The organism is Bordetella parapertussis (genome assembly GCF_020735925.1).
GTDB classification, from domain to species: domain Bacteria; phylum Pseudomonadota; class Gammaproteobacteria; order Burkholderiales; family Burkholderiaceae_B; genus Bordetella; species Bordetella pertussis.
Genome location: NZ_CP085971.1, coordinates 3,870,403 through 3,889,498, shown reverse-complemented (window position 1 = coordinate 3,889,498; position 19,096 = coordinate 3,870,403). Strand labels below are relative to the sequence as shown.

The 19,096-nt window shown below is 69.0% G+C and carries 16 protein-coding genes and 1 pseudogene; 4 read left to right on the top strand and 13 right to left on the bottom strand.

Annotated elements, in window-relative coordinates; translation table 11 throughout:
* Window positions 1–85: 85 nt before the first annotated feature.
* Both LK409_RS18290 and LK409_RS18285 read left to right on the top strand, forming a co-directional pair.
* Window positions 86–4,048: a DUF3683 domain-containing protein gene (locus LK409_RS18290; protein WP_010929345.1), complete on the top strand. Its 3,963-nt coding sequence runs from the start codon at window positions 86–88 to the stop codon at window positions 4,046–4,048.
* Between the two features lie 52 nt (window positions 4,049–4,100).
* Window positions 4,101–4,886 carry a GntR family transcriptional regulator gene (locus LK409_RS18285; protein ID WP_003815149.1) on the top strand — a complete coding sequence of 262 codons (786 nt, stop codon included), beginning with the start codon at window positions 4,101–4,103 and terminating at the stop codon, window positions 4,884–4,886.
* Window positions 4,887–4,982: 96 nt separating this feature from the next.
* Here the strand turns inward: LK409_RS18285 and LK409_RS18280 are convergent.
* From LK409_RS18280 to LK409_RS18260, 5 genes and pseudogenes are all read right to left on the bottom strand, one after another.
* Window positions 4,983–6,207: pseudogene (locus LK409_RS18280) on the bottom strand (CaiB/BaiF CoA transferase family protein).
* Window positions 6,191–7,126 (bottom strand): alpha/beta hydrolase fold domain-containing protein, encoded by a 936-nt coding sequence (locus LK409_RS18275; protein ID WP_010929344.1) that lies wholly within the window; start codon window positions 7,124–7,126, stop codon window positions 6,191–6,193. Before LK409_RS18275 ends, LK409_RS18280 begins: the two are co-directional and overlap by 17 nt.
* A gap of 5 nt (window positions 7,127–7,131) precedes the next feature.
* Window positions 7,132–7,944, bottom strand: coding sequence for an enoyl-CoA hydratase (locus tag LK409_RS18270; protein WP_010929343.1), 813 nt, complete (start codon window positions 7,942–7,944; stop codon window positions 7,132–7,134).
* A gap of 20 nt (window positions 7,945–7,964) precedes the next feature.
* Window positions 7,965–9,185, bottom strand: coding sequence for an FAD-dependent monooxygenase (locus LK409_RS18265; protein ID WP_010929342.1), 1,221 nt, complete (start codon window positions 9,183–9,185; stop codon window positions 7,965–7,967).
* A gap of 62 nt (window positions 9,186–9,247) precedes the next feature.
* The gene (locus LK409_RS18260; protein ID WP_049788735.1) at window positions 9,248–10,219 is read right to left on the bottom strand and encodes a tripartite tricarboxylate transporter substrate binding protein; all 972 of its coding nucleotides are present in this window, start codon (window positions 10,217–10,219) and stop codon (window positions 9,248–9,250) included.
* Window positions 10,220–10,337: 118 nt separating this feature from the next.
* Here LK409_RS18260 and LK409_RS18255 point away from each other — a divergent pair, with 118 nt between their 5' ends.
* The gene (locus tag LK409_RS18255; protein ID WP_003815135.1) at window positions 10,338–11,120 is read left to right on the top strand and encodes an IclR family transcriptional regulator; all 783 of its coding nucleotides are present in this window, start codon (window positions 10,338–10,340) and stop codon (window positions 11,118–11,120) included.
* 10 nt (window positions 11,121–11,130) lie between these two features.
* Here the strand turns inward: LK409_RS18255 and LK409_RS18250 are convergent, their stop codons facing one another.
* Genes LK409_RS18250 through LK409_RS18235 form a run of 4 tightly spaced genes read right to left on the bottom strand, consistent with a single transcriptional unit; the run spans window position 11,131 to window position 14,080 of the window.
* Complete coding sequence (locus tag LK409_RS18250) at window positions 11,131–11,889, bottom strand: LamB/YcsF family protein (protein WP_003815133.1); 759 nt, start codon at window positions 11,887–11,889, stop codon at window positions 11,131–11,133.
* A complete protein-coding gene (locus tag LK409_RS18245; RefSeq protein WP_003815130.1) occupies window positions 11,886–12,899 on the bottom strand; it encodes a 5-oxoprolinase subunit C family protein in 1,014 nt (337 codons plus the stop codon). Before LK409_RS18245 ends, LK409_RS18250 begins: the two co-directional genes overlap by 4 nt.
* Window positions 12,896–13,630 carry a 5-oxoprolinase subunit PxpB gene (gene pxpB, locus LK409_RS18240; RefSeq protein WP_010929341.1) on the bottom strand — a complete coding sequence of 245 codons (735 nt, stop codon included), beginning with the start codon at window positions 13,628–13,630 and terminating at the stop codon, window positions 12,896–12,898. The genes LK409_RS18245 and pxpB overlap by 4 nt, the downstream gene beginning before the upstream one ends.
* A gap of 18 nt (window positions 13,631–13,648) precedes the next feature.
* Window positions 13,649–14,080 carry a VOC family protein gene (locus LK409_RS18235; protein WP_003815126.1) on the bottom strand — a complete coding sequence of 144 codons (432 nt, stop codon included), beginning with the start codon at window positions 14,078–14,080 and terminating at the stop codon, window positions 13,649–13,651.
* Window positions 14,081–14,181: 101 nt separating this feature from the next.
* On the opposite strand from LK409_RS18235, the gene LK409_RS18230 reads away from it, so the two are divergent.
* Complete coding sequence (locus LK409_RS18230; RefSeq protein ID WP_003815123.1) at window positions 14,182–15,057, top strand: LysR family transcriptional regulator; 876 nt, start codon at window positions 14,182–14,184, stop codon at window positions 15,055–15,057.
* A 45-nt stretch (window positions 15,058–15,102) separates the two neighbouring features.
* Here the strand turns inward: LK409_RS18230 and serA are convergent, their stop codons facing one another.
* The 4 genes from serA to LK409_RS18210 form a co-directional block, all read right to left on the bottom strand.
* Window positions 15,103–16,302 carry a phosphoglycerate dehydrogenase gene (gene serA, locus LK409_RS18225; protein ID WP_033446413.1) on the bottom strand — a complete coding sequence of 400 codons (1,200 nt, stop codon included), beginning with the start codon at window positions 16,300–16,302 and terminating at the stop codon, window positions 15,103–15,105.
* 101 nt (window positions 16,303–16,403) lie between these two features.
* Window positions 16,404–16,865 carry a DUF411 domain-containing protein gene (locus LK409_RS18220; RefSeq protein WP_003815120.1) on the bottom strand — a complete coding sequence of 154 codons (462 nt, stop codon included), beginning with the start codon at window positions 16,863–16,865 and terminating at the stop codon, window positions 16,404–16,406.
* Between the two features lie 105 nt (window positions 16,866–16,970).
* Window positions 16,971–18,368: a heavy metal sensor histidine kinase gene (locus tag LK409_RS18215; protein ID WP_010929340.1), complete on the bottom strand. Its 1,398-nt coding sequence runs from the start codon at window positions 18,366–18,368 to the stop codon at window positions 16,971–16,973.
* A complete protein-coding gene (locus tag LK409_RS18210; protein ID WP_003815117.1) occupies window positions 18,365–19,042 on the bottom strand; it encodes a heavy metal response regulator transcription factor in 678 nt (225 codons plus the stop codon). Before LK409_RS18210 ends, LK409_RS18215 begins: the two co-directional genes overlap by 4 nt.
* Between the last annotated feature and the right edge of the window lie 54 nt (window positions 19,043–19,096).

The window sequence follows — 19,096 nt, the reverse complement described above, 5'->3', positions numbered from 1 at the left end:
TTTTGCGCGCAGATGTGGGGGTATTCGGGAGATTGGGTTGCCAATGTCTTAAAATGGCTCTTTAAGGGCCCCTCTTGTTGCTTCCATGAACGCCCCCCTCGCCAGCCAAATCCTGACCGCGGCGATACCGCCCGCACCCGGCGCGCGTTTGCGCGAAATCCCGTACAACTACACGTCGTTCTCCGACCGTGAGATCGTCAGCCGCCTGTTGGGCGAAGACGCCTGGCAGCTGGTCAGCGACCTGCGCGGCGAGCGCCGCACCGGCCGTTCGGCGCGCATGCTGTACGAGGTGCTGGGCGATATCTGGGTGGTACGGCGCAATCCCTACCTGCAGGACGACCTGCTCGACAACCCCAAGCGGCGCAAGCTGCTGATCGAGGCGCTGCACCACCGCCTGGGCGAGATCGACAAGCGCCGCGAGCCGGCCGCCGTGACCGAGGCCGGCCATGATCCGCGCCGCGACGCCAAGGTGGTCGAGCTGCTGGCGCGCGCCCGCTCGGCGGTGGCCGCGTTCGAGGGCCAGTTCGACCAGACCGCGCAGTTGCGCCGCCAGGCGCAGCGGGTGCTGGGCCGCATCACCGCGCGCGACAACATCAAGTTCGACGGCCTGTCGCGCGTATCGCACGTTACCGACGCCACCGACTGGCGGGTCGAATACCCGTTCGTGGTGCTCACGCCCGACTCCGAGGACGAGATCGCCGCGCTGGTGCGCGCCTGTATCGAGCTGGGCCTGACCATCGTGCCGCGCGGCGGCGGCACGGGCTACACGGGCGGCGCGATCCCGCTGACCTGGAAGTTGGCCGTCATCAATACCGAGAAATTCGAGGCCCTGGGCGAGGTCGAGTCCTGTGTGCTGCCGGGCATGACCGAGCCGGCCGCCGTGATCCGCGCCGGCGCCGGCGTGGTCACCAAGCGGGTGGCCGAGGCCGCCGAGCGCGCCGGCTTCGTGTTCGCCGTCGATCCGACCTCGGCCGAGGCATCCTGCGTGGGCGGCAACATCGCCATGAACGCGGGCGGCAAGAAGGCCGTGCTGTGGGGCACCGCGCTGGACAACCTGGCCTGGTGGCGCATGGTGGATCCGGACGGCAACTGGCTGGAAGTGACGCGGCTGGCGCACAACCTGGGCAAGATCCACGACGTCGACGTGGCCAGCTTCGAACTGAAATGGTTCGACGGCGCCGGCAAGCCCGGCGAGAAGCTGCTGCGCACCGAGCGTCTGGATATCGAGGGGCGCAAGTTCCGCAAGGCCGGCCTGGGCAAGGACGTGACCGACAAATTCCTGGCCGGCCTGCCGGGCGTGCAGAAGGAAGGCTGTGACGGCCTGATCACGTCGGCGCGCTGGGTGCTGCACCGCATGCCGCGCCACACCCGCACGGTCTGCATGGAATTCTTCGGGCAGGCGCGCGACGCCATCCCGTCCATCGTCGAGGTCAAGGGCTACCTGGACGGCGAGGGCAAGGCGCGCGGCGCCATCCTGGCCGGCCTGGAGCACCTGGACGAGCGCTACCTGCGCGCGGTGGGCTATGCCACCAAGAGCAAGCGTGGCATGCTGCCCAAGATGGTGCTGATCGGCGACATCGTCGGCGACGACGAGGATGCCGTGGCCACCGCCGCCAGCGAAGTGGTGCGCCTGGCCAATACGCGCCACGGCGAGGGCTTCGTGGCCGTCAGCGCCGAGGCGCGCAAGAAATTCTGGCTGGACCGTTCGCGCACGGCCGCCATCGCCCGCCACACCAACGCCTTCAAGATCAACGAGGACGTGGTGATTCCGCTGGATCGGATGGGCGAGTACACCGATCACATCGAACGCATCAACATCGAGCTGTCTACGCGCAACAAGCTGCGCCTGCTCGACGAACTGGATGCCTATCTGGCCGAGCCGCTGCCCATGGGCAAGGTGGAGGACGCCGAGGATGTCGCGCTGACGCGCGCCGAGGTGCTGGCCGAGCGCACGCGCCAGGCCATCGAACACCTGGCGCGCACGCGCCGGCGCTGGCAGTGGCTGCTGGACAACCTGGACCTGCCGCTGGCCCAGGCGCTGCCTGAGCTCGACGGCCTGGACATGGCCGCCCAGCGCGAGGCGCTGGCCGGGCGCGTGCAGGCACAGCCGCAGGCCCGCGTCTTCGACGTGGTGCAGGACCATACGGTACGCATCTCGTGGAAGACCGAAGTGCTGCCGGCGCTGCAGGGGGTGTTCTCGGGCAACGCCGGCAAGCTGATCCTCGAGGGGCTGGTCGCCGTCCACGCCCGCGTGCTCAAGAGCCGCGTGTTCGTGGCGCTGCACATGCACGCCGGCGATGGCAACGTGCACACCAACATTCCGGTCAACTCGGACGACTACGGCATGCTGCGCGAAGCCAACCAGGCGGTCGAGCGCATCATGCAGATCGCCCGCGACCTGGACGGGGTGATCTCCGGCGAGCACGGCATCGGCCTGACCAAGTACGAGTTCCTGACCGAGGCCGAGCTGGCGCCGTTCCAGGAATACAAGCGGCGCGTCGACCCCAACGGCCACTTCAACGCCGGCAAGCTGATGCCGGGCGCCGACCTGCGCCATGCCTGGACGCCCAGCTTCAACCTGATGGGGCACGAGTCGCTGATCATGCAGCAAAGCGACATCGGCGCGATCGCCGATTCGGTCAAGGACTGCCTGCGCTGCGGCAAGTGCAAGCCGGTGTGCTCGACCCACGTGCCGCGCGCCAACCTGCTGTATTCGCCGCGCAACAAGATCCTCGCCACCTCGCTGCTGGTCGAAGCCTTCCTGTACGAAGAGCAGACCCGCCGCGGCATCAGCCTGAAGCATTGGGAAGAGTTCGAGGACGTGGCGGACTACTGCACGGTGTGCCACAAGTGCTATACGCCCTGTCCGGTGGACATCGATTTCGGCGACGTGTCGATGAACATGCGCGCGCTTTTGCGCCGCATGGGCCGCAAATCGTTCAATCCGGGCACGGCCGCGGCCATGTTCTTCCTGAACGCCAAGGATCCGGCTGCGATCAATGCGACGCGCAAGGCCATGGTGGGCGTGGGCTACAAGGTGCAGCGCGCCGCGCACGACCTGCTGGCCAGCGTCTCGCGCAAGCAGGCCGCCCATCCGCCGGCCACGGTCGGGCGCGCGCCGCTGCGCGAACAGGTGGTGCACTTCGTCAACCGCAAGATGCCGGGCGGACTGCCCAAGCAGACCGCGCGCAAGCTGCTGGACATCGAGGACGCCAACTACGTCCCGATTATCCGCGACCCCAAGACGACCACGGCCGATACCGAGGCGGTGTTCTACTTCCCGGGCTGCGGCTCGGAGCGGCTGTTCTCGCAGGTGGGCCTGGCCACCCAGGCCATGCTGTGGCATGCCGGCGTGCAGACCGTGCTGCCCCCGGGCTACCTGTGCTGCGGCTATCCGCAGCGCGGCAACGGCATGACGGACAAGGCCGAGCAGATCATCACCGACAACCGGGTGCTGTTCCACCGGGTCTCCAATACGCTGAACTACCTGGATATCAAGACGGTGGTGGTCAGCTGCGGCACCTGTTACGACCAATTGGCCGGCTATGAATTCGAGAAGATATTCCCCGGCTGCCGCCTGATCGACATCCACGAGTATCTGCTGGAGAAGGGCATCAAGCTGGACGGCGTGCAGGGCGTGCGCTACATGTACCACGACCCCTGCCACACCCCCATGAAGCTGCAGGATCCGATGAAGACCGTGCGTTCGCTGGTGGGCGAGGGCGCCCAGAAGAGCGACCGCTGTTGCGGCGAGTCGGGCACCCTGGCGGTGAGCCGTCCCGACGTGTCGACCCAGGTGCGTTTCCGCAAGCAGGAAGAACTGGACCAAGGCCAGGCCGCGATGCGCGCCGACGGCTTCAGCGGCGACGTCAAGGTCCTGACTTCGTGTCCGTCGTGCCTGCAAGGCCTGTCGCGCTATGAAGGCGAGACCGGCATGGACGCCGACTACATCGTGGTCGAGATGGCGCGCCACATCCTGGGTGAAACCTGGATGGAGGATTACGTGCGCCGCGCCAACACGGGCGGTATCGAGCGCGTGCTGGTCTGAGGCCGCGATCCCGCGGGGCCGCGGCCCCGCGGGACGGATCCAGGGCGCCGGATTGCGCTATTTATGTTTCAATGTTTATCTAGTATTCTCTTATATTTGCAAACTCCGGCGCCCTGCGGCCAAGGAATTCATATTGGACGTCAAAGCGCCCGCCACGATCCCGTACTTCCTGAAAGAGCAGATACGGGAACTCATCGTCGACGGCACCTTCAGGCCGGGGCAGCCCCTGCGCGAACAGGACCTCGAACAGCGCTTCGGCACCAGCCGCAGCCCGATTCGCGAGGCCTTGCGCCTGCTCGAGCGGGGCGGGCTGGTGGTGCACCTGCAGCGCAAGGGTTTCCGCATCCGCCGCTACAGCCAGACTGAAATCCGGCAGGTCTACATGCTGTACGCCGAACTGGAGGCCTACAGCATCATGCAATTGTCGGAGGCCGCCGACCTTTCGCCCCTGCTCGATGATCTGCGCCGGCACGAGGCGCGCATCGCGCAGGCGCAGGCCGATGCCGACGTGCGCGGCTATATCGGCGCGCTGCGCGACTTCTACCTGGCCAGCGCGCGCTTTACCGGCAACGTTCCGCTTGCCGATACCTTGAGCCGCCTGTACGAGCAGGTCGAGCCGCTGCGCTATAACCTGGTGCGGCGCACGCTGGCGGCCACGCCCGCCGACCAGTACCACCGCGGCATCGTCCCGGCCCTGGCACAGCGCGATCTGGCCGGCGCGGCGCGCCAGGCGCACGTCCTGGTGCGCGAAATGCTGCCGCGCATCCTCAGCGCCTACGAACAATGGGCGGGCGACGCCGGCGACGAGCCGGGCGACGACCGCCTGCGCGTCGCGTAGGCCTTTCTCCTCACGACATCCCCGGACCGCCCGGACCGCCCGGGACATGCGCAACCTGCCGGCGCGAGGGAGCGCACGCGACGGCCAGACTGGGCCTCAGACGATGCCGCGCGCGCGCAGCGCGCCGATCGCCGCCGGCGCCATGCCGAGCTCCGATTGCAGTACGTCGTCCGTATGCTCTCCCAGGCAGGGCGCGGCCCTGCCATAGGCGATGGGCGTGGCCGAGTAGCGGATCGGGCTGGCGACGCCTGGCGCGTCCACGCCCGAGCCATGCGGCAGCGACAGCTTGAGTCCACGATGCTGCACCTGCGCGTCCTCGAACACCTGCTGCAGATTGTTGATGGGCCCGCACGGCACGTTGGCGGCCTCGAGCAGGGACACCCATTCCTGCATGGTGCGCGCCTGCATGGCCTGGGCGATGATGGGAATCAGCGTTTCGCGGTTGCGGCTGCGTTGCGCCATGGTCGAGAAGCGGCTGTCTGTGGCCAGCTGCGGCATGCCGATCAATCCGGCGAACGTCACGAACTGGGTGTCGTTGCCGACCGCCACGATCACGTCGCCTTCCTTGCAATGGAACACCTGGTACGGAACCATGTTGGAGTGCGTGTTGCTGCAGCCGCTGCGGTATCTTGCCCGACAGGAAGTAGTTCATGACGGCGCAGCCGGTGACGTTGACCAGGCAATCGAGCAGCGAGATGTCGATGGCCTGTCCTTCGCCGCTGAGGTTGCGGTGCTCCAGCGCGCCCAGGATCGCCGTCGAGGCGTAGATGCCCGTGACCACATCGGTGATAGGGATGCCGGTCTTGAGCGGGCCGCCGCCGGGCTCGGCGTCCGGCAAGCCGGTGATGCTCATCAGTCCGCCCATGCCCTGGAATATGTAGTCGTAGCCGGGCAGGTGGGCGTGCGGGCCGGTCTGGCCGAATCCGGTGACCGAGCAATACACGAGCCGCGGATTGATCTTGCGCAGCGACTCATAGTCCAGGCCGAAGCGCGCCAGCGTGCCGACCTTGTAGTTCTCGACCAGCACGTCCGCGTCCTTGGCGAGCTGGCGGACGATTTCCTGGCCTTCGGCGCTGGAGATGTCCAGCGTCACCGACTCCTTGCCTCGGTTGGTGCTGAGGAAGTAGGCGGCATCGGTGGTTTCCTCGCCGTGCGCGTTCTTCAGGAACGGCGGCCCCCAGCCGCGCAGGTCGTCGCCTGCGCCGGGGCGCTCGATCTTGATGACCCGGGCGCCCATGTCGGCCAGGATCTGCGTGGCCCAGGGTCCGGCCAGGACGCGGGTGAGGTCCACGACCTTGATGTGCTCAAGTGCTTGTTTCATGGTGGGGCTCGGCGCCGGTGCGGGCGGCGCGCAATGGGTGATTGATGAAATCCGCGAGTTCCGCGATGGCGGCATCGGCGGCATCCAGGCGTGCGGCGAAAAGCTGGAACACATGCGGCATGTCCTGCCACACGCTCAGGCGCACCGCGACGCCGCTTGCGGCGGCGCGCGCGGCCAGCGCGCGCGCGTCGTCGAGCAGCGCCTCGGCCGAGCCGGCCTGCACGAGCAGCGGCGGCAACCCGCGCAGGTCGGCGTGCTGCGCCGAGACGGCGGGCGCTTCGGGGTCGCCGTCTCGGCCGAGGTAGGCGCGCGCCATGCGCAGCACGGTGGCGCGGTTGGCGATGGGGTCGGACGCGGCATTGGCGGTGTAGCTCTCGCCCCGGGCCTGCAGGTCGATCCAGGGCGACATCACGGCGCATGCGGCCGGCAATGCGGCGCCGCGCGCGCGCAGCCGCGCAAGCAGCAGCACGGCCAGCGCGCCGCCGGCGGAGTCGCCGCACAGGGCCGTCTGCCGCGCCGCCCAGCCCTGGCCGGCCAGCCAGGCATGGGCCGCGTCGACGTCCTCGAGCGCGGCCGGACAGCGTGCCTGCGGCGCCAGGCGGTATCCGATGCTCAGCACCGCCCGGCCGGAACAGGCGGACAGCCGCGCCATCAGGTTGTGGTGCGAACGATGCGAGCCGATCTGGTAGCCCCCGCCATGGATGAAGACGACCACGCGGTCGCGGGTCGATGCCGGGGCTTCGATCCAATGGCACGGGACGCCGCCGGCATCGACCGGCGTGACGCGCGCGGGCAGGCGCACGGCGCCAAAGAAAGCGTCCCAGTCGCGCCGTATCCGCGCGATGTCCGGGTTCTGGTCCCAGCCGGCGTACAGTTGCCGGACCTGGGCCGAGAGCGTCGCCAGCTGTGCCGATGCCATGGCCGTCAGCGGCTGCCGGCGGCGGCCGCCTGGATGGCGTTGCCCAGGCCCTGGGCGCGCGCGCGGTTGAAGCCTTCCGACAGATGGCTGAGCTGGTGCGTGTCGAAGTGCGCGTCGATCGCGCTGCGCAAGCCCTGCATTTCCAGGCCGCGGTTGATCGAGCGCTTGACCAGGCGCAGCGCGAACGGGTCGCACGCGGCGATGCGTTGCGCCATGCGCTCGGTCTCGGCCTGCAGCTCGGCGCGCGCGACGACCTTGTTCACCATGCCGATGGCCAGCGCCTCCCGGGCGCTCATGCGTTCGCCCAGGAACAGGAATTCCTTGGCCTTGCGGGCTCCCATGACCCAGGGGTGGATCATGACCTCGACCGCCGCGGTGGCGAGCGTCTGGCAGACCGGGTCGGAGAAGAACGCGTCATCGGAGGCGACGATGAGGTCGCACATGTTGGCCACCATGAATCCGCCCGCGATGCACGCGCCGCTGACCTGCGCGATCGTCGGCTTGGGGCAGTCGTAGATGTGCATCGCGTAGCCGAGGTAGTAGCGCTCCTCGAATTCCCAGCGCTGTTCCACCGTGAAGTTGCTGCGCTTGGCCGCGGCCTCCTTGAGGTCGTGGCCTGCCGAGAAATGGTCGCCGTTGCCGGAGATGACGATGGCCTTGACCGAGGCGTCGCGCACGGCCATGCCGAGCGCGCGGTCCAGTTCCTCGAGCAGTCCCTGGCTTTCCGCGTTGCGCGCCTGCGGGCGGTTATGGGCGATGCGCGCGATGCCGTCGGCTGCCTGGTACTCGATGAGTTCGAAAGAGTCGGATTTGTTCATGGTTGCTCTCGTGTGTCGGGTTACCAGGCGCGCAGGGCGCGCCAGGCGTCGTCGGTGCCCAGGGGCGCCTTGTCGGCGTCGTATCCGAACAGCCATTCCTGCTGCGGCAGGAAGGTGCCCCGATACTGGGCGTCGTAGTGGAGGAACTTCTGGTTGCGCCGCGCGACCTGCTCGGGGTCGCTCATGTGAAAGCGCTTTTCCGCCAGTTGCGATTGGGCCTGCACGCGGGCGGTGCGGTCCTTGCGCAGGGACTGGTAGCGTTCGAGCGCGGGCGGGATGTCGCCGCCGGACTGCTGAAGCGTGCGGGCCAGCACCCAGGCGTCCTCCATGCTCTGCACCGCCCCTTGGGCGTGATACGGCAGCATGGCGTGGGCGGAGTCGCCCAGCAGCGCGATGCGGCCGTTGATCCACGAGTCCAGCGGCGCGCGGTCGTACAGCGCGGTGACGAAGGGCTTGTCGGTCAACCGGATGAGCCCGGTTACCTGCTCGTTCCAGCCGGCATACTCGCGCAGCACCTCATCCACGGTGGTGGTCGCCGACCACGATTCCTTGCGGTCGCCCGGACGGCTGCCGATGCAGATCCAGTTGATCTTCCGGCCGCCCGAGACGTAGTAGATGACGGCGCTGCGCTCGGGCCCGAGCCAGAGATGGGCGCTGGGCGAGATGTCCAGGTGCCGGGCGGCGTCCGCGTCGACGATGCCCCGCCAGGCGATGCAGCCGGAGGCCTGGGGCTGGTCGGCCTGGAAAAAGCGGCTGCGCACCAGGGAGTGGATGCTGTCGGCGCCGACCAGGATGTCGCCCTGTATCCGGGTGCCGTCGGCGAGCGTGGCCGTGACCTGCCGCGCGTCCTGTTCGATGTCGACGATCCGGCTGCCCAGCCGCAGCTTGGCCGGATCCAGGCGCTCGGTCAGCACGCCCAGCAGGTCGGCCCGGTGCGCGTGGTAGTAGGGCGCGCCGAAGTGCTCCTTGATCGTCGGCATCAACGGGTTGCGCATCAGCACCTGGCCCGACTGCCAGTCTCGGTAGAGCAGGTCCCGGGGCTCGAAGGCGACCTTGCTCAAGGCCTCGTGCACGCCCAGGTGCTGCAGCACGGCCACGCCGTTGGGGCTGAGCTGTACGCCAGCGCCGACCTCTTCGAGGCGGGGGGCCTGTTCCAGCACGACGTGATCGATCTTGAACTTTTCCAGGGCGACGGCCAGCGCGGCGCCGCCAATACCGCATCCTGCGATGATGACTCGCATAGTCTTGTCCTGTGGTGTGTGGGGGGACGGCCCGGCCGGGCCGCCGCGCGGGCGCAGTCGCCCTATTGGGGCTGCAGGCCGATTTCCTGGATGATGGGCCCGGAGCGGTTCAGCTGATCCTGGATGAAGCGCATCAGGTCCTGGTTCGACGGATTCCAGGGCTCCACGCCGTTGTTGTGCAGGAATTCCACGAACGCGGGCGCGGAGCTGGCCGAGCGCGTGGCGCTTTCCAGTTTGCGCATGACGGCGTCGGGCGTGCCGGGCGGGGCGAAGAAGGCGATCCAGACCGGCATGCCCGAGTTCTTCGAGCCGACTTCGACGGTGGTCTGGATGTCGGGAAAGGCGGTGAGGCGGTCGTTCTGCAGCACGCCCAGCGCCTTGAATTCGCCGGCCCGGATGCGCGCCTGGGCCGAGAACAGCGTGATATAGGCGATGTCCACTTCCTTGGCCTTCAGGGCCAGCAGGCCCTGCGCATCGCCGCGGTAGGGGATGTGCATGATGTTCAGGCCCAGGTCGCTCTTCATGATCTCCATGCCCAGATGCGCGCTGGTGCCGATGCCGAACGAGCCATAGTTCAGCTTGCCGGGGTTGTCCTTGATGTACTGGATCAGCTCGGTCAGGTTGTTGGCGGGGAAGTCGGGCCTGGCCAGCAGCACCGTGGGCGCCGTGTTGATCGGCGCGATCGGCTGCAGCGTGTCGATCCGGAAGGGCAGGTTCTTGTACATGTGCGGGGCGACCGTAAAGCCGGTGTTCGAACCCAGCAGGATCGTGTAGCCGTCGGGCGTGGCCTGGGCCACTGTCTGCATGGCCACGATGTGGCCGGCGCTGGGCTTGTTCTCGATGATGACCGGCTGCCCCAGTTTCTCCGCCATGCCCAGCGCGGCCTGGCGCGCGATGAGGTCCGTGATGCCGCCCGGGCCGAATGGCACGATCAGCCGGATCGGCCGGCTGGGGAAGGTATCGGCGTGCGCCGACGAGGCCGCCATGAGCAGTGCAATCGTGGCGATACGGCGCAGCAAGCTGAATGGTTTCATGGTTTGTCTCCTCGAAGGCCCGAATGCTAATCCGGCCTGTTTAGAATGGGAGACAAACCTTGCTATGCTGCACACTGTTTTGACATGCAAAACACCCAGGGCGGCACTGGAGACAAGAATGAGCGCACCGAAAGCAAGCCGCCCAGCGCGGGACAGGCAGTTCGCCAGCACGCTGGCCCATGGCCTGCAGTTGCTCAGATGCTTCACGCCGGAGGCGGCGGTCCTGAGCAACCGCCAGTTGTCCGAGTTGTCGGGGCTGTCCAAGCCGACGGTGTCGCGCTACACCTACACGCTGATCGAACTGGGCTATCTCAAGGTCGACCCGGTTTCCGGCAAGTTCCAGCTGGGCAATGCCGTGCTCACGCTGTCCTATCCGCTGCTGGCCAACATCGCGCTGCGGCAGGTCGTGCGCTCGCCGATGCGCGAACTGGCCGAACGGCTGGGCTGCTCGGTGTCGCTGTGCATGCGGGAACGCCTGAGCATGGTGTACGTGGAGACCAGCCGGTCGCGCTCGCTGCGCGCGCAGCGCTACTCCGACATCGGCATGTCGCACCCCATCATCGCCACGTCCAATGGCCGCGCCTATCTCGCCGCGTGCAGCGCGGACGAGCGCAATACGCTGTTCAACCAGATCCGTGTGAAGACCCCCGAGCACTGGGAGCGCTGGGGCGAATCGGCGCTGGACATGATCCAGTTCTGGGGGCGGCACGGGTTCTGCTATTCGCACGGCGAATACCGGCCGGACGTCGCGACGGTCGGCGTGCCGTACCGGCCGTCGTCCGGCGGCGAGCTCTATGTATTCAACTGCGTGCTCGGCTCGCAGTTCGTCAAGCCCGGCCAATTGGAAAACGAGGTGGGACCCGCCCTGCTGGAGATGACCTCGGTCCTGCCGTACGCGTGACGGCGCGGCCCTACGCCGCCTGGATGGCGATGCCGTTGCGTTCGAGCGCCAGGCGGATGCCGCGGGCGAATACCAGCGCATCGGGCTGGTCGCCGTGGATGCACAGCGTATCGGCCTGCAAGGCCACGGTCTGCCCGTCGGGCGTGCGCACGCTGCCGTCGCGCACCATGCCCAGCACCTGGGCGATGGCCTGGTCCAGGTCGGTGATCATGGCGTCGGGCTGGCTGCGCGGCGTCAATTGGCCGTCGGCCTGGTAGGTCCGGTCGGCGAAGACTTCCTGCGCCGCGCGCAGGCCGATGGCGCGGGCGGCGTCGATCAAGGCGCTGCCGGCCAGCCCGTACAGCACCAGGTCGCTGTCGACGTCGCGCACCGCCTGGCAGATCGCGCGCGCCAGCGCCGCATCCTTGGCCGCCATGTTGTAGAGCGCGCCGTGCGCCTTGACGTGATGCAGGCGCGCGCCTTGCGAGGCAGCCACGCCGGCCAGCGCGCCGACCTGGTAGACCACCAGGTCGTAGGCTTCCTGCGGGGTGATCTGCATGGCGCGGCGCCCGAAGCCGGCCAGGTCCGGCAGGCTGGGGTGAGCGCCCAGCGCCACCCCATGGGCCAGCGCCGCGGCGACGGTCTGGCGCATGGTGGATGGGTCGCCGCCGTGAAAGCCACAGGCGATATTGGCCGACGTGACGAACTGCAGCACGGCTTCGTCGTTGCCCATGCGCCAGGCGCCGTAGCTTTCGCCCATGTCGCAATTCAGGTCGATGGCGGGATTCATGGCGTGGGCTCCTGGAAGTTGCGCAGCAGGCCGCGCAAGGCGTCGAGCTGGCCGGTCAATTGGGCGAAGGCGGCTTCGCGGGCCGCGTCCAGCCGTTGCGCCTGCTCAAGCTCGATGAGGGCAAAGCGCAGCGCCTGCCCCGGCATGGCTTGCGCCAACGAAGGCAGGTCCACCGTGGCGACCTGCGCCAGCTTGGGATAGCCGCCGGTGGTCTGGCGGTCGGCCATCAGCACGATGGGCGCGCCGTCGGCCGGCACCTGCACGGTGCCGAAGCAGGTGGCCTCCGACAGCATCTCGCGCCGTTCGGACAGCCGCAGCCGCGGCCCTTCCAGACGATAGCCCATGCGGTCGGATTGCGCACCGATACGGAAGGCCTGGTCCAGCAAGGCCTGGCGCGAGGCGGCGTCGAAAGCCTCCCAGTGGGGCCCGGGCAGTATGCGCAGCACGTCGCGCGGCGGGCTGCTCAGGGTGGCCGCAAGATAGAAGCGCAGTTGCCACAGCTGCTGCGCCAGCGCGTCCAGGCGCGCCGCGTCGTCGGCCAGGGGCCGGCGCAGGCCGACCTGGTCGCCCTTGGCCAGGGCGCGTCCGTGGTAGCCGCCGAAGGCGCTGCGCAGGTAGGTGCTCTGGCTGCCCATGACCATGGGCAGGTCGTAGCCGCCGTGCACCGCCAGATAGGCGCGCGCGCCCTGGCCGGGGCGGGCGAAGGACAGCACGTCGCCGGCGCGCGCCACCAGCGGGCGCAGCACGGGCGCGGGCAGGCCGCCGAGCGTGGCGCCCAGGTCGGCGCCGCCCAGCGCCACGCAGGCCGGCGCCTCGAAGCGCAGCGTGGGGCCGGCCACGGTGATCTCCAGCGTGGCGGTGTCGGCGGCGTTGCCGGCCAGCAGGTTGGCCAGCCGGTGCGCGCGGGGGTCCATGGCGCCGGCCACCGGAATGCCCTGGTGCTGGTAGCCGTGGCGGCCGCCGTCCTGGAAGGTGGACAGCATGCCGGGTTTGATGACGGCCAGGCTCATTGCGCCTCCCGCAGGCGATCGAACTCGGCGGCGTCGATCGGCACGAAGCGGATGCGGTCGCCGGGTTGCAGCAGCGCGGCGGGTTCGCGCCCCGGGTCGAACAGGTTCAGCGGCGTGGCGCCGATGATGTTCCAGCCGCCGGGCAGGCGCGCGGGATAGATGACGGTCTGCCGGTTGGCGATGGCGACCGAGCCGGCTGGCACCGCCGTGCGCGGCGTGGCGCGGCGCGGCAGGTCCAGGCGCGCGTCGTGCACGCCGATATAGGAATGGCCGGGCGCGAAGCCCAGCATGTAGACCATGCTGCCGGGCGCGCCATGCAGCGCGACCAGCGCCTCGGGCGTCAGGCCCGCGGCGCGCGTGGCTTCTTCGAGGTCGGGGCCATGCTCGCCGCCGTAGCACACGGGGATTTCCATTTCCCGTCCGGCGCTGTCGTCGACCGGGATGCCGCCGGCCAGCAGGCGTTCGACTTGCGCCGCCAGCATGGAGTAGCCGGGCGCGCCGTCCGGGCCGGGGCGATAGTGCACCGCCACCGCCGCGAACGAGGGCACCACGTCGGTCACGCCCGCCAGGCCGGCGGCGCGCAGCAGGCCGGCCGCCGCCAGGCAGGCGCGGCCGACGCCGGCGTCGATCCGGTCGCCGAACCACACGATCAGGCAGCGGTCGCCCTGCGGCAGGATGCGCCAGCCGGCGGGCGCCGATGAAGGAGGCGGGGGCGATACGGTCAACGGCAATACCTGCTGCGAAGAAAGTTACTTGGCAAACAGGGATTCTATGTTCTTGAAGGCCTTGAACTCCAGTGCGTTGCCCGACGGATCGAGGAAGAACATGGTGGCCTGCTCGCCCACCTCGCCCTTGAAGCGGATATAGGGTTCGATCACGAACTCGGTGCCGGCGTCGGTCAGCTTGCCGGCCAGGGCTTCCCACTGGTCCATGGACAGCACCGCGCCGAAATGGCGCACCGGCACGTTGTGCGCATCCACCGCGTTGGTGGCGGCCGAGCCGCATGCCTGGGGCGCCAGGTGGGCCACGATCTGGTGGCCATAGAAATTGAAATCGATCCACTCGGGCGAGCTGCGCCCTTCCGGACAGCCCAGCAAGGCGCCGTAGAAATCACGGGCTTCGGCCAGGTCGCGGACCGGGAAGGCCAGGTGGAACGGAGGAATGGGGGACGGGGTAGACATGCAAGCTCCTGACGGCATTGAAGATTCAAGGCATAGTGTATTAGTTGTTTTTGTGATAGAAAAACGATAAATATTCGGGCTGACCATCAATAAAATCGATTGTGATCCGGGAATTCAAAACCTTTATCGCCGTGGCGCGCGGCGGCACCTTCACGGGAGCCGGGCGCCGGCTCGGCCTGACGCAGTCGGCCGTCAGCGCACAGATCAAGCGCCTGGAAGAACACCTGGGCGTGGCGCTGTTCGAGCGGACCGGCAAGTCGGCCGCCTTGAACCATCATGGCCGCAGCCTGCTGCCGCAGGCCGAGGCGCTGGTCGCCATGGCCGACCGCGTGGTGGGCATGGCCGGCGCCGGCCGGGTCAGCGGCCTGTTGCGCGTGGGCGCGATTGCGTCGGTGCAGCAGGATCTGCTGGTGCGGGCCCTGGCGGCCCTGCGCGCCGAGCACCCGGATGTGCGCGTGCGCATCGTGCCGGGCGTGTCGCTCACGCTGCTGGGCCATGTCGATGCCGGCGAAGTCGACCTGGCGGTGCTGATCCGCCCGCCGTTCGCGCTGCCGCCGGAGCTGGAATGGCAGCCCCTGCTGCGCGAGCCCATGGTGCTGGCCGTGCCCGAGGCGGCGCCGGAGGCACCCTGGCGCGAGCTGTTGGCCGGCCAGCCCTTCATCCGCTACGACCGCGCCTCGTTCGGCGGCCGGCTGGTGGACATGTTCCTGAAGCGGCACCGGCTGGATGTGCGCGAAGCCATCGAGCTCGACGAAATCGACGCCATCGCCAATCTGGTGCGCCACGGCCTGGGCGTGGCCCTGCTGCCGCATACGCGGCACCTGGATGCGCGCGGCCTGCGCCTGCTCGAATTGGACGACCAGGTCCGCTTCGCCCGCGAGATCGGCCTCATCGTGCGCCAGCCGCTGGGGCAGTCGCCGCTGGCGCAACGGCTGGCGCAATGCCTGCGGGCGGCGGTGAGTTTCGGGGAAGCGTGAGGGGGGATTGGTGCCAGTCCCCCTTCGGGGACAGGCACCCAGGGGTTACAGCTTTTCGCACCTCACGGTGACCGGGTGGCTGCGCAGGTCGGCCAGGACGGTGTCGCTGACTTCGCCGTCGACGTCGGTGACGGCGTAGCCGATCTGGCCCTTGGTCTGCAGGCTCTGGCTGACGATGTTCAGTCCATGCTGGGCCATCAGGTTGTCCAGCGCGCCCAGCGCGCCGGGGGCGTTGCGGTGCACGTGGATGATGCGCGAGCCGCCCACGGGCGCCTGGTACGACAGCTCGGGGAAATTGACGGCGCTCTTGGTGGTGCCTGCTTGCAGGAAGCGCACCAGTTTCTCGGCCACTTCGCGGCCGATGTTTTCCTGGGATTCCTGGGTGCTGCCGCCGATGTGCGGCGTGAGCAGGACGTTGGGCATGCCGATCAGCGGGCTGGCCAGCGGTTCGTCGGCGCTCTTGGGCTCGGTCGGAAACACGTCCAGCGCCGCGCCGGCCAGGTGGCCGCTGGCCAGGGCGTCGTGCAGCGCCTGGATGTCCACCACCGTGCCGCGCGAGGCGTTGATGAGAATCGCGCCGCGCTTCATGCGCGCCAGGGTGTCGGCGTTGACGATGTTCTGGGTGGACTTGCCGCCGGGCACGTGCAGGGTGACGACATCGGCCTGCTCCAGCAGCTCGGCCAGCGAGCCGGCGGCGCGCGCGTTGCCCAGCGGCAGCTTGGCCTCCACGTCGAAGAACACCACGCGCATGCCGATGGCCTCGGCCAGGGTGCTGATCTGCGAGCCGATGTTGCCGTAGCCGACGATCCCCAGCGTCTTGCCGCGGGCCTCGTAGGCGCCGGCGGCGCTCTTGTCCCAATGCCCCAGGTGGACGCGGGCGTTCTTCTCGGGGATCCGGCGCAGCAGCAAGATGGCTTCGCCCAGCACCAGTTCGGCCACCGAGCGGGTATTGGAGAACGGTGCGTTGAAGACCGGTACCCCGCGCATCATGGCGGCGTCCAGGTCGACCTGGTTGGTGCCGATGCAAAAGCACCCCACCACGCGCAGGTCGGGGTTGGCCGCCAGCAGGTCGGCGTCCAGATGGGTCCGCGAGCGGATACCCACCACCTCGGCCCCGCGCAGGGCCTCGCGCAGCTCACCCGAAGGCAGCGCCGCCGCGTGGGCGACGATGTCGGTATAGCCGGCCGCGCTGAAGACGGCGCGGGCGCTGGGGTGGATATTCTCGAACAGAACAATCTGGGCCATGTTGGGTTGCCTGTACAACAAGGGTTGAAAACCCCCCCATTGTGGACCAGATCGGGCGGCGCCCGGGCAGTGCCCATAGCGCCGTTGTGGCGAAATGCGCGTCAGCGGTACGCCTGGAACACCCGGGCCGAGCCGTCGGGCTGCACCAGCAGCACATCGTAGGCATCGCGCCGCCCGCCGTAGGCCGGGCCGTCCATGCCGGGCGAGCCGATGGGCATGCCGGGCGCGGTCAGTCCCACGGCGCGCGGCTTGTCGCGCAGCAGGCGACGGATGTCGGCCGCCGGCACATGGCCTTCGACGGTATAGCCCTGCACGCGCGCGGTGTGGCACGAGCCGTACCGGGCCGGCATGCCGGCCTGGCTGCGCACCGGCGCGGTGTCTTCGACCATGTGGGCGCGGACTTCGAAGCCGTTGCTGCGCAAGTGCTGCAGCCAGTCTTCGCAGCAGCCGCAGGTGGGCGTACGCCAGACGTCGATGGGGATCGGCGTGTTGGCCAGGGCCGCGGCCGGCGCCAGGAGCAAGGCCCCCAGCAGGGCGCGGCGAAGCGTGGATACGTGCGACATGAAAGCCTGTATAGCGGAGGTTCAAGGGGGACAGCGCGCCGGCCAAGCGTAGCACGCGTGCGGGGGCGCGAAAGTCCGGCCGACGATAGCAGGGCGGGACTGACCTCAGTCTGTCGCCCGGATTACGCGTTTGTCATCTTGCGCGGGCCGCGCTCCGAGGGAAAAGCCGATCTCGGTGCCTGCCGGGCCGCTGGCCGCCGTCACGCCGCCGTTGTGCATGCGCGCGATGGCGCGCACGATGGCCAGGCCCAGGCCGTGGCCTTCGCCGCGCGGCGGCCGGGCGCCGCCGCTGCGGAAGAAGCGATCGAAGATGCGCGGCAGGTCCGCGGCCGGGATGGGCGGGCCCGGGTTGTGCACCGTCAGGCGCGCCGCGCCGTCGGGCAGGGCGGCGCAGCGCACGGTAATGGTGGCGCCGCGCGGCGTGGCGCGTATCGCGTTGGCCAGCAGGTTGGCCAGGGCGCGGCGCACCAGCCCAGGGTTGGCGGCGCACGTGGCGCTGCCTTGCACCGCCACGTGCAGCGCCTGCGCCTCCAGCGTGGCTTCGAAATACTCCGCCACGCGCAGGGCTTCCTGTTCGAGCCGCGCGGGCGCCAGGTCGGCGGCCTGCTCGCCGCGGTCGGCGCGCGCCAGGAACAGCATGTCGTTGACCAGCGTCTTGAGGTCTTCGAGCTCCTCGAGGTTGGAGACCAGCGCTTCGCGCAGCTCTTCGGCCGAGCGCGGCGACGACAGCGTGACCTGGGCGCCGTTGATCAGGGTGGCCAGGGGCGTGCGCAGCTCGTGCGCGACGTCGGCGTTGAAGCCCTCCATCTGCTGGTACGCCTCCTGCAGGCGGTCCAGGGTGCGGTTGAACGAGGCCACCAGGTCGCTCAGTTCCCGGTCGATGCCCACCACCGGCAGGCGCACGTCCAGGTGCTCGGGCTGGATGCTGGCCGCCTGGCCGGAGAGCCGCCGCACCGGCGCCAGCGTGCGGCGCACGGCCCAGGCGGCCAGCACCACGGTGGCGCCGATCCACAGCGCGCAGATCAGCAGCAACGCGGTGCCATAGGCATAGAGAAAGCGTGCGTTGGCCAGCGTATTGACCGCCACGGTCAGCGTGGCGCCGGCCTCGGGCGGGCCCGGCAGCGTCAGCCGCACGCCGCGCATGCGGGTGTCATCGGCGTTGCGCAGCAGCACTTCGCCGCCGTCCGTGACGCTGAGCACCTCGGGCGTGGCGTTGCCATAGCGCAGCGTGCCGTCCGGGCTGGTGATCCAGATGCCCAGGTGGCCATGGCCGGCCTGGATGCCGTCGAGCATGTCGCTGAGCGCCTGCGGCGTATGGGACTGCATGCCCACCAGGTGCTCGATGAGTTCGGCCTTGCCGCGCGCCTCGGTGATTTCCTGGCGCTGCACTTCCTGTTTCAGCGTCCAGAACAGCAGCGCTCCGGCCAGGCTGGACGCCAGCAGGGCGATGACGCCCAGCCACAGCGTCAGCCGCCGTTGCATCGACGGCGTGCGCAGCCTCATGACGGGCGCGATTCCAGCACGTAGCCCATGCCGCGCACGGTATGCAGCAGCTTGGCGTCGTAGGGGTCGTCCAGCTTGCCGCGCAACCGGCGGATGGCGACGTCGATGACGTTGGTGTCGCTGTCGAAGTTCATGTCCCAGACCTGCTCGGCCAGCGTGGTGCGCGACAGGATCTGGCCCTGGCGGCGCAGCAGCAGCGCCAGCAGCGAGAACTCCTTGGCCGTCAGGTCCAGGCGGCGTCCGCCGCGCTGCGCCTTGCGGCTGGCCAGGTCCAGCTCCAGGTCGGCCAGGCGCAGCAGGGTGGATTCCTGGCTGCGCCCGCGCCGCTGCAGCGCATGCACGCGCGCCAGGAGCTCGGAGAACGCGAACGGCTTGACCAGGTAGTCGTCGGCGCCGCCTTCCAGCCCGCGCACGCGGTCCTCGACCCGGTCGCGCGCCGTCAGCATCAGCACCGGCGTGTTGCGCGCGGCCGCGCGCAGCGCCGCCAGGACGGCGAAGCCGTCGATGTCGGGCAGCATCACGTCGAGGATGACCAGTTCGTAGTCGCCCTCGAGCGCCAGGTGGCGGCCGTTGACGCCGTCGCGCGCGACGTCGACGATATGGCTTTGCTCGGACAGGCCCTTGTGCAGATAGTCGGCCAGCTTGGGCTCGTCTTCGATAACGAGGATGCGCATGGGGGCGGATGCAGAATGTCGGGATCCTGCATTATGCGCTGGATCGCCCGCCGC

Excerpts from the sequence above, each read along its gene's own strand:
- LK409_RS18290 (WP_010929345.1), top strand. The coding sequence starts at position 86 with ATGAACGCCCCCCTCGCCAGCCAAATCCTGACCGCGGCGATACCGCCC.
- LK409_RS18275 (WP_010929344.1), bottom strand. The coding sequence starts at position 7,126 with ATGGCATCGGCACAGCTGGCGACGCTCTCGGCCCAGGTCCGGCAACTG.
- LK409_RS18270 (WP_010929343.1), bottom strand. The coding sequence starts at position 7,944 with ATGAACAAATCCGACTCTTTCGAACTCATCGAGTACCAGGCAGCCGAC.
- LK409_RS18265 (WP_010929342.1), bottom strand. The coding sequence starts at position 9,185 with ATGCGAGTCATCATCGCAGGATGCGGTATTGGCGGCGCCGCGCTGGCC.
- LK409_RS18260 (WP_049788735.1), bottom strand. The coding sequence starts at position 10,219 with ATGAAACCATTCAGCTTGCTGCGCCGTATCGCCACGATTGCACTGCTC.
- LK409_RS18255 (WP_003815135.1), top strand. The coding sequence starts at position 10,338 with ATGAGCGCACCGAAAGCAAGCCGCCCAGCGCGGGACAGGCAGTTCGCC.
- LK409_RS18250 (WP_003815133.1), bottom strand. The coding sequence starts at position 11,889 with ATGAATCCCGCCATCGACCTGAATTGCGACATGGGCGAAAGCTACGGC.
- LK409_RS18245 (WP_003815130.1), bottom strand. The coding sequence starts at position 12,899 with ATGAGCCTGGCCGTCATCAAACCCGGCATGCTGTCCACCTTCCAGGAC.
- LK409_RS18235 (WP_003815126.1), bottom strand. The coding sequence starts at position 14,080 with ATGTCTACCCCGTCCCCCATTCCTCCGTTCCACCTGGCCTTCCCGGTC.
- serA (WP_033446413.1), bottom strand. The coding sequence starts at position 16,302 with ATGGCCCAGATTGTTCTGTTCGAGAATATCCACCCCAGCGCCCGCGCC.
- LK409_RS18220 (WP_003815120.1), bottom strand. The coding sequence starts at position 16,865 with ATGTCGCACGTATCCACGCTTCGCCGCGCCCTGCTGGGGGCCTTGCTC.
- LK409_RS18215 (WP_010929340.1), bottom strand. The coding sequence starts at position 18,368 with ATGAGGCTGCGCACGCCGTCGATGCAACGGCGGCTGACGCTGTGGCTG.
- LK409_RS18210 (WP_003815117.1), bottom strand. The coding sequence starts at position 19,042 with ATGCGCATCCTCGTTATCGAAGACGAGCCCAAGCTGGCCGACTATCTG.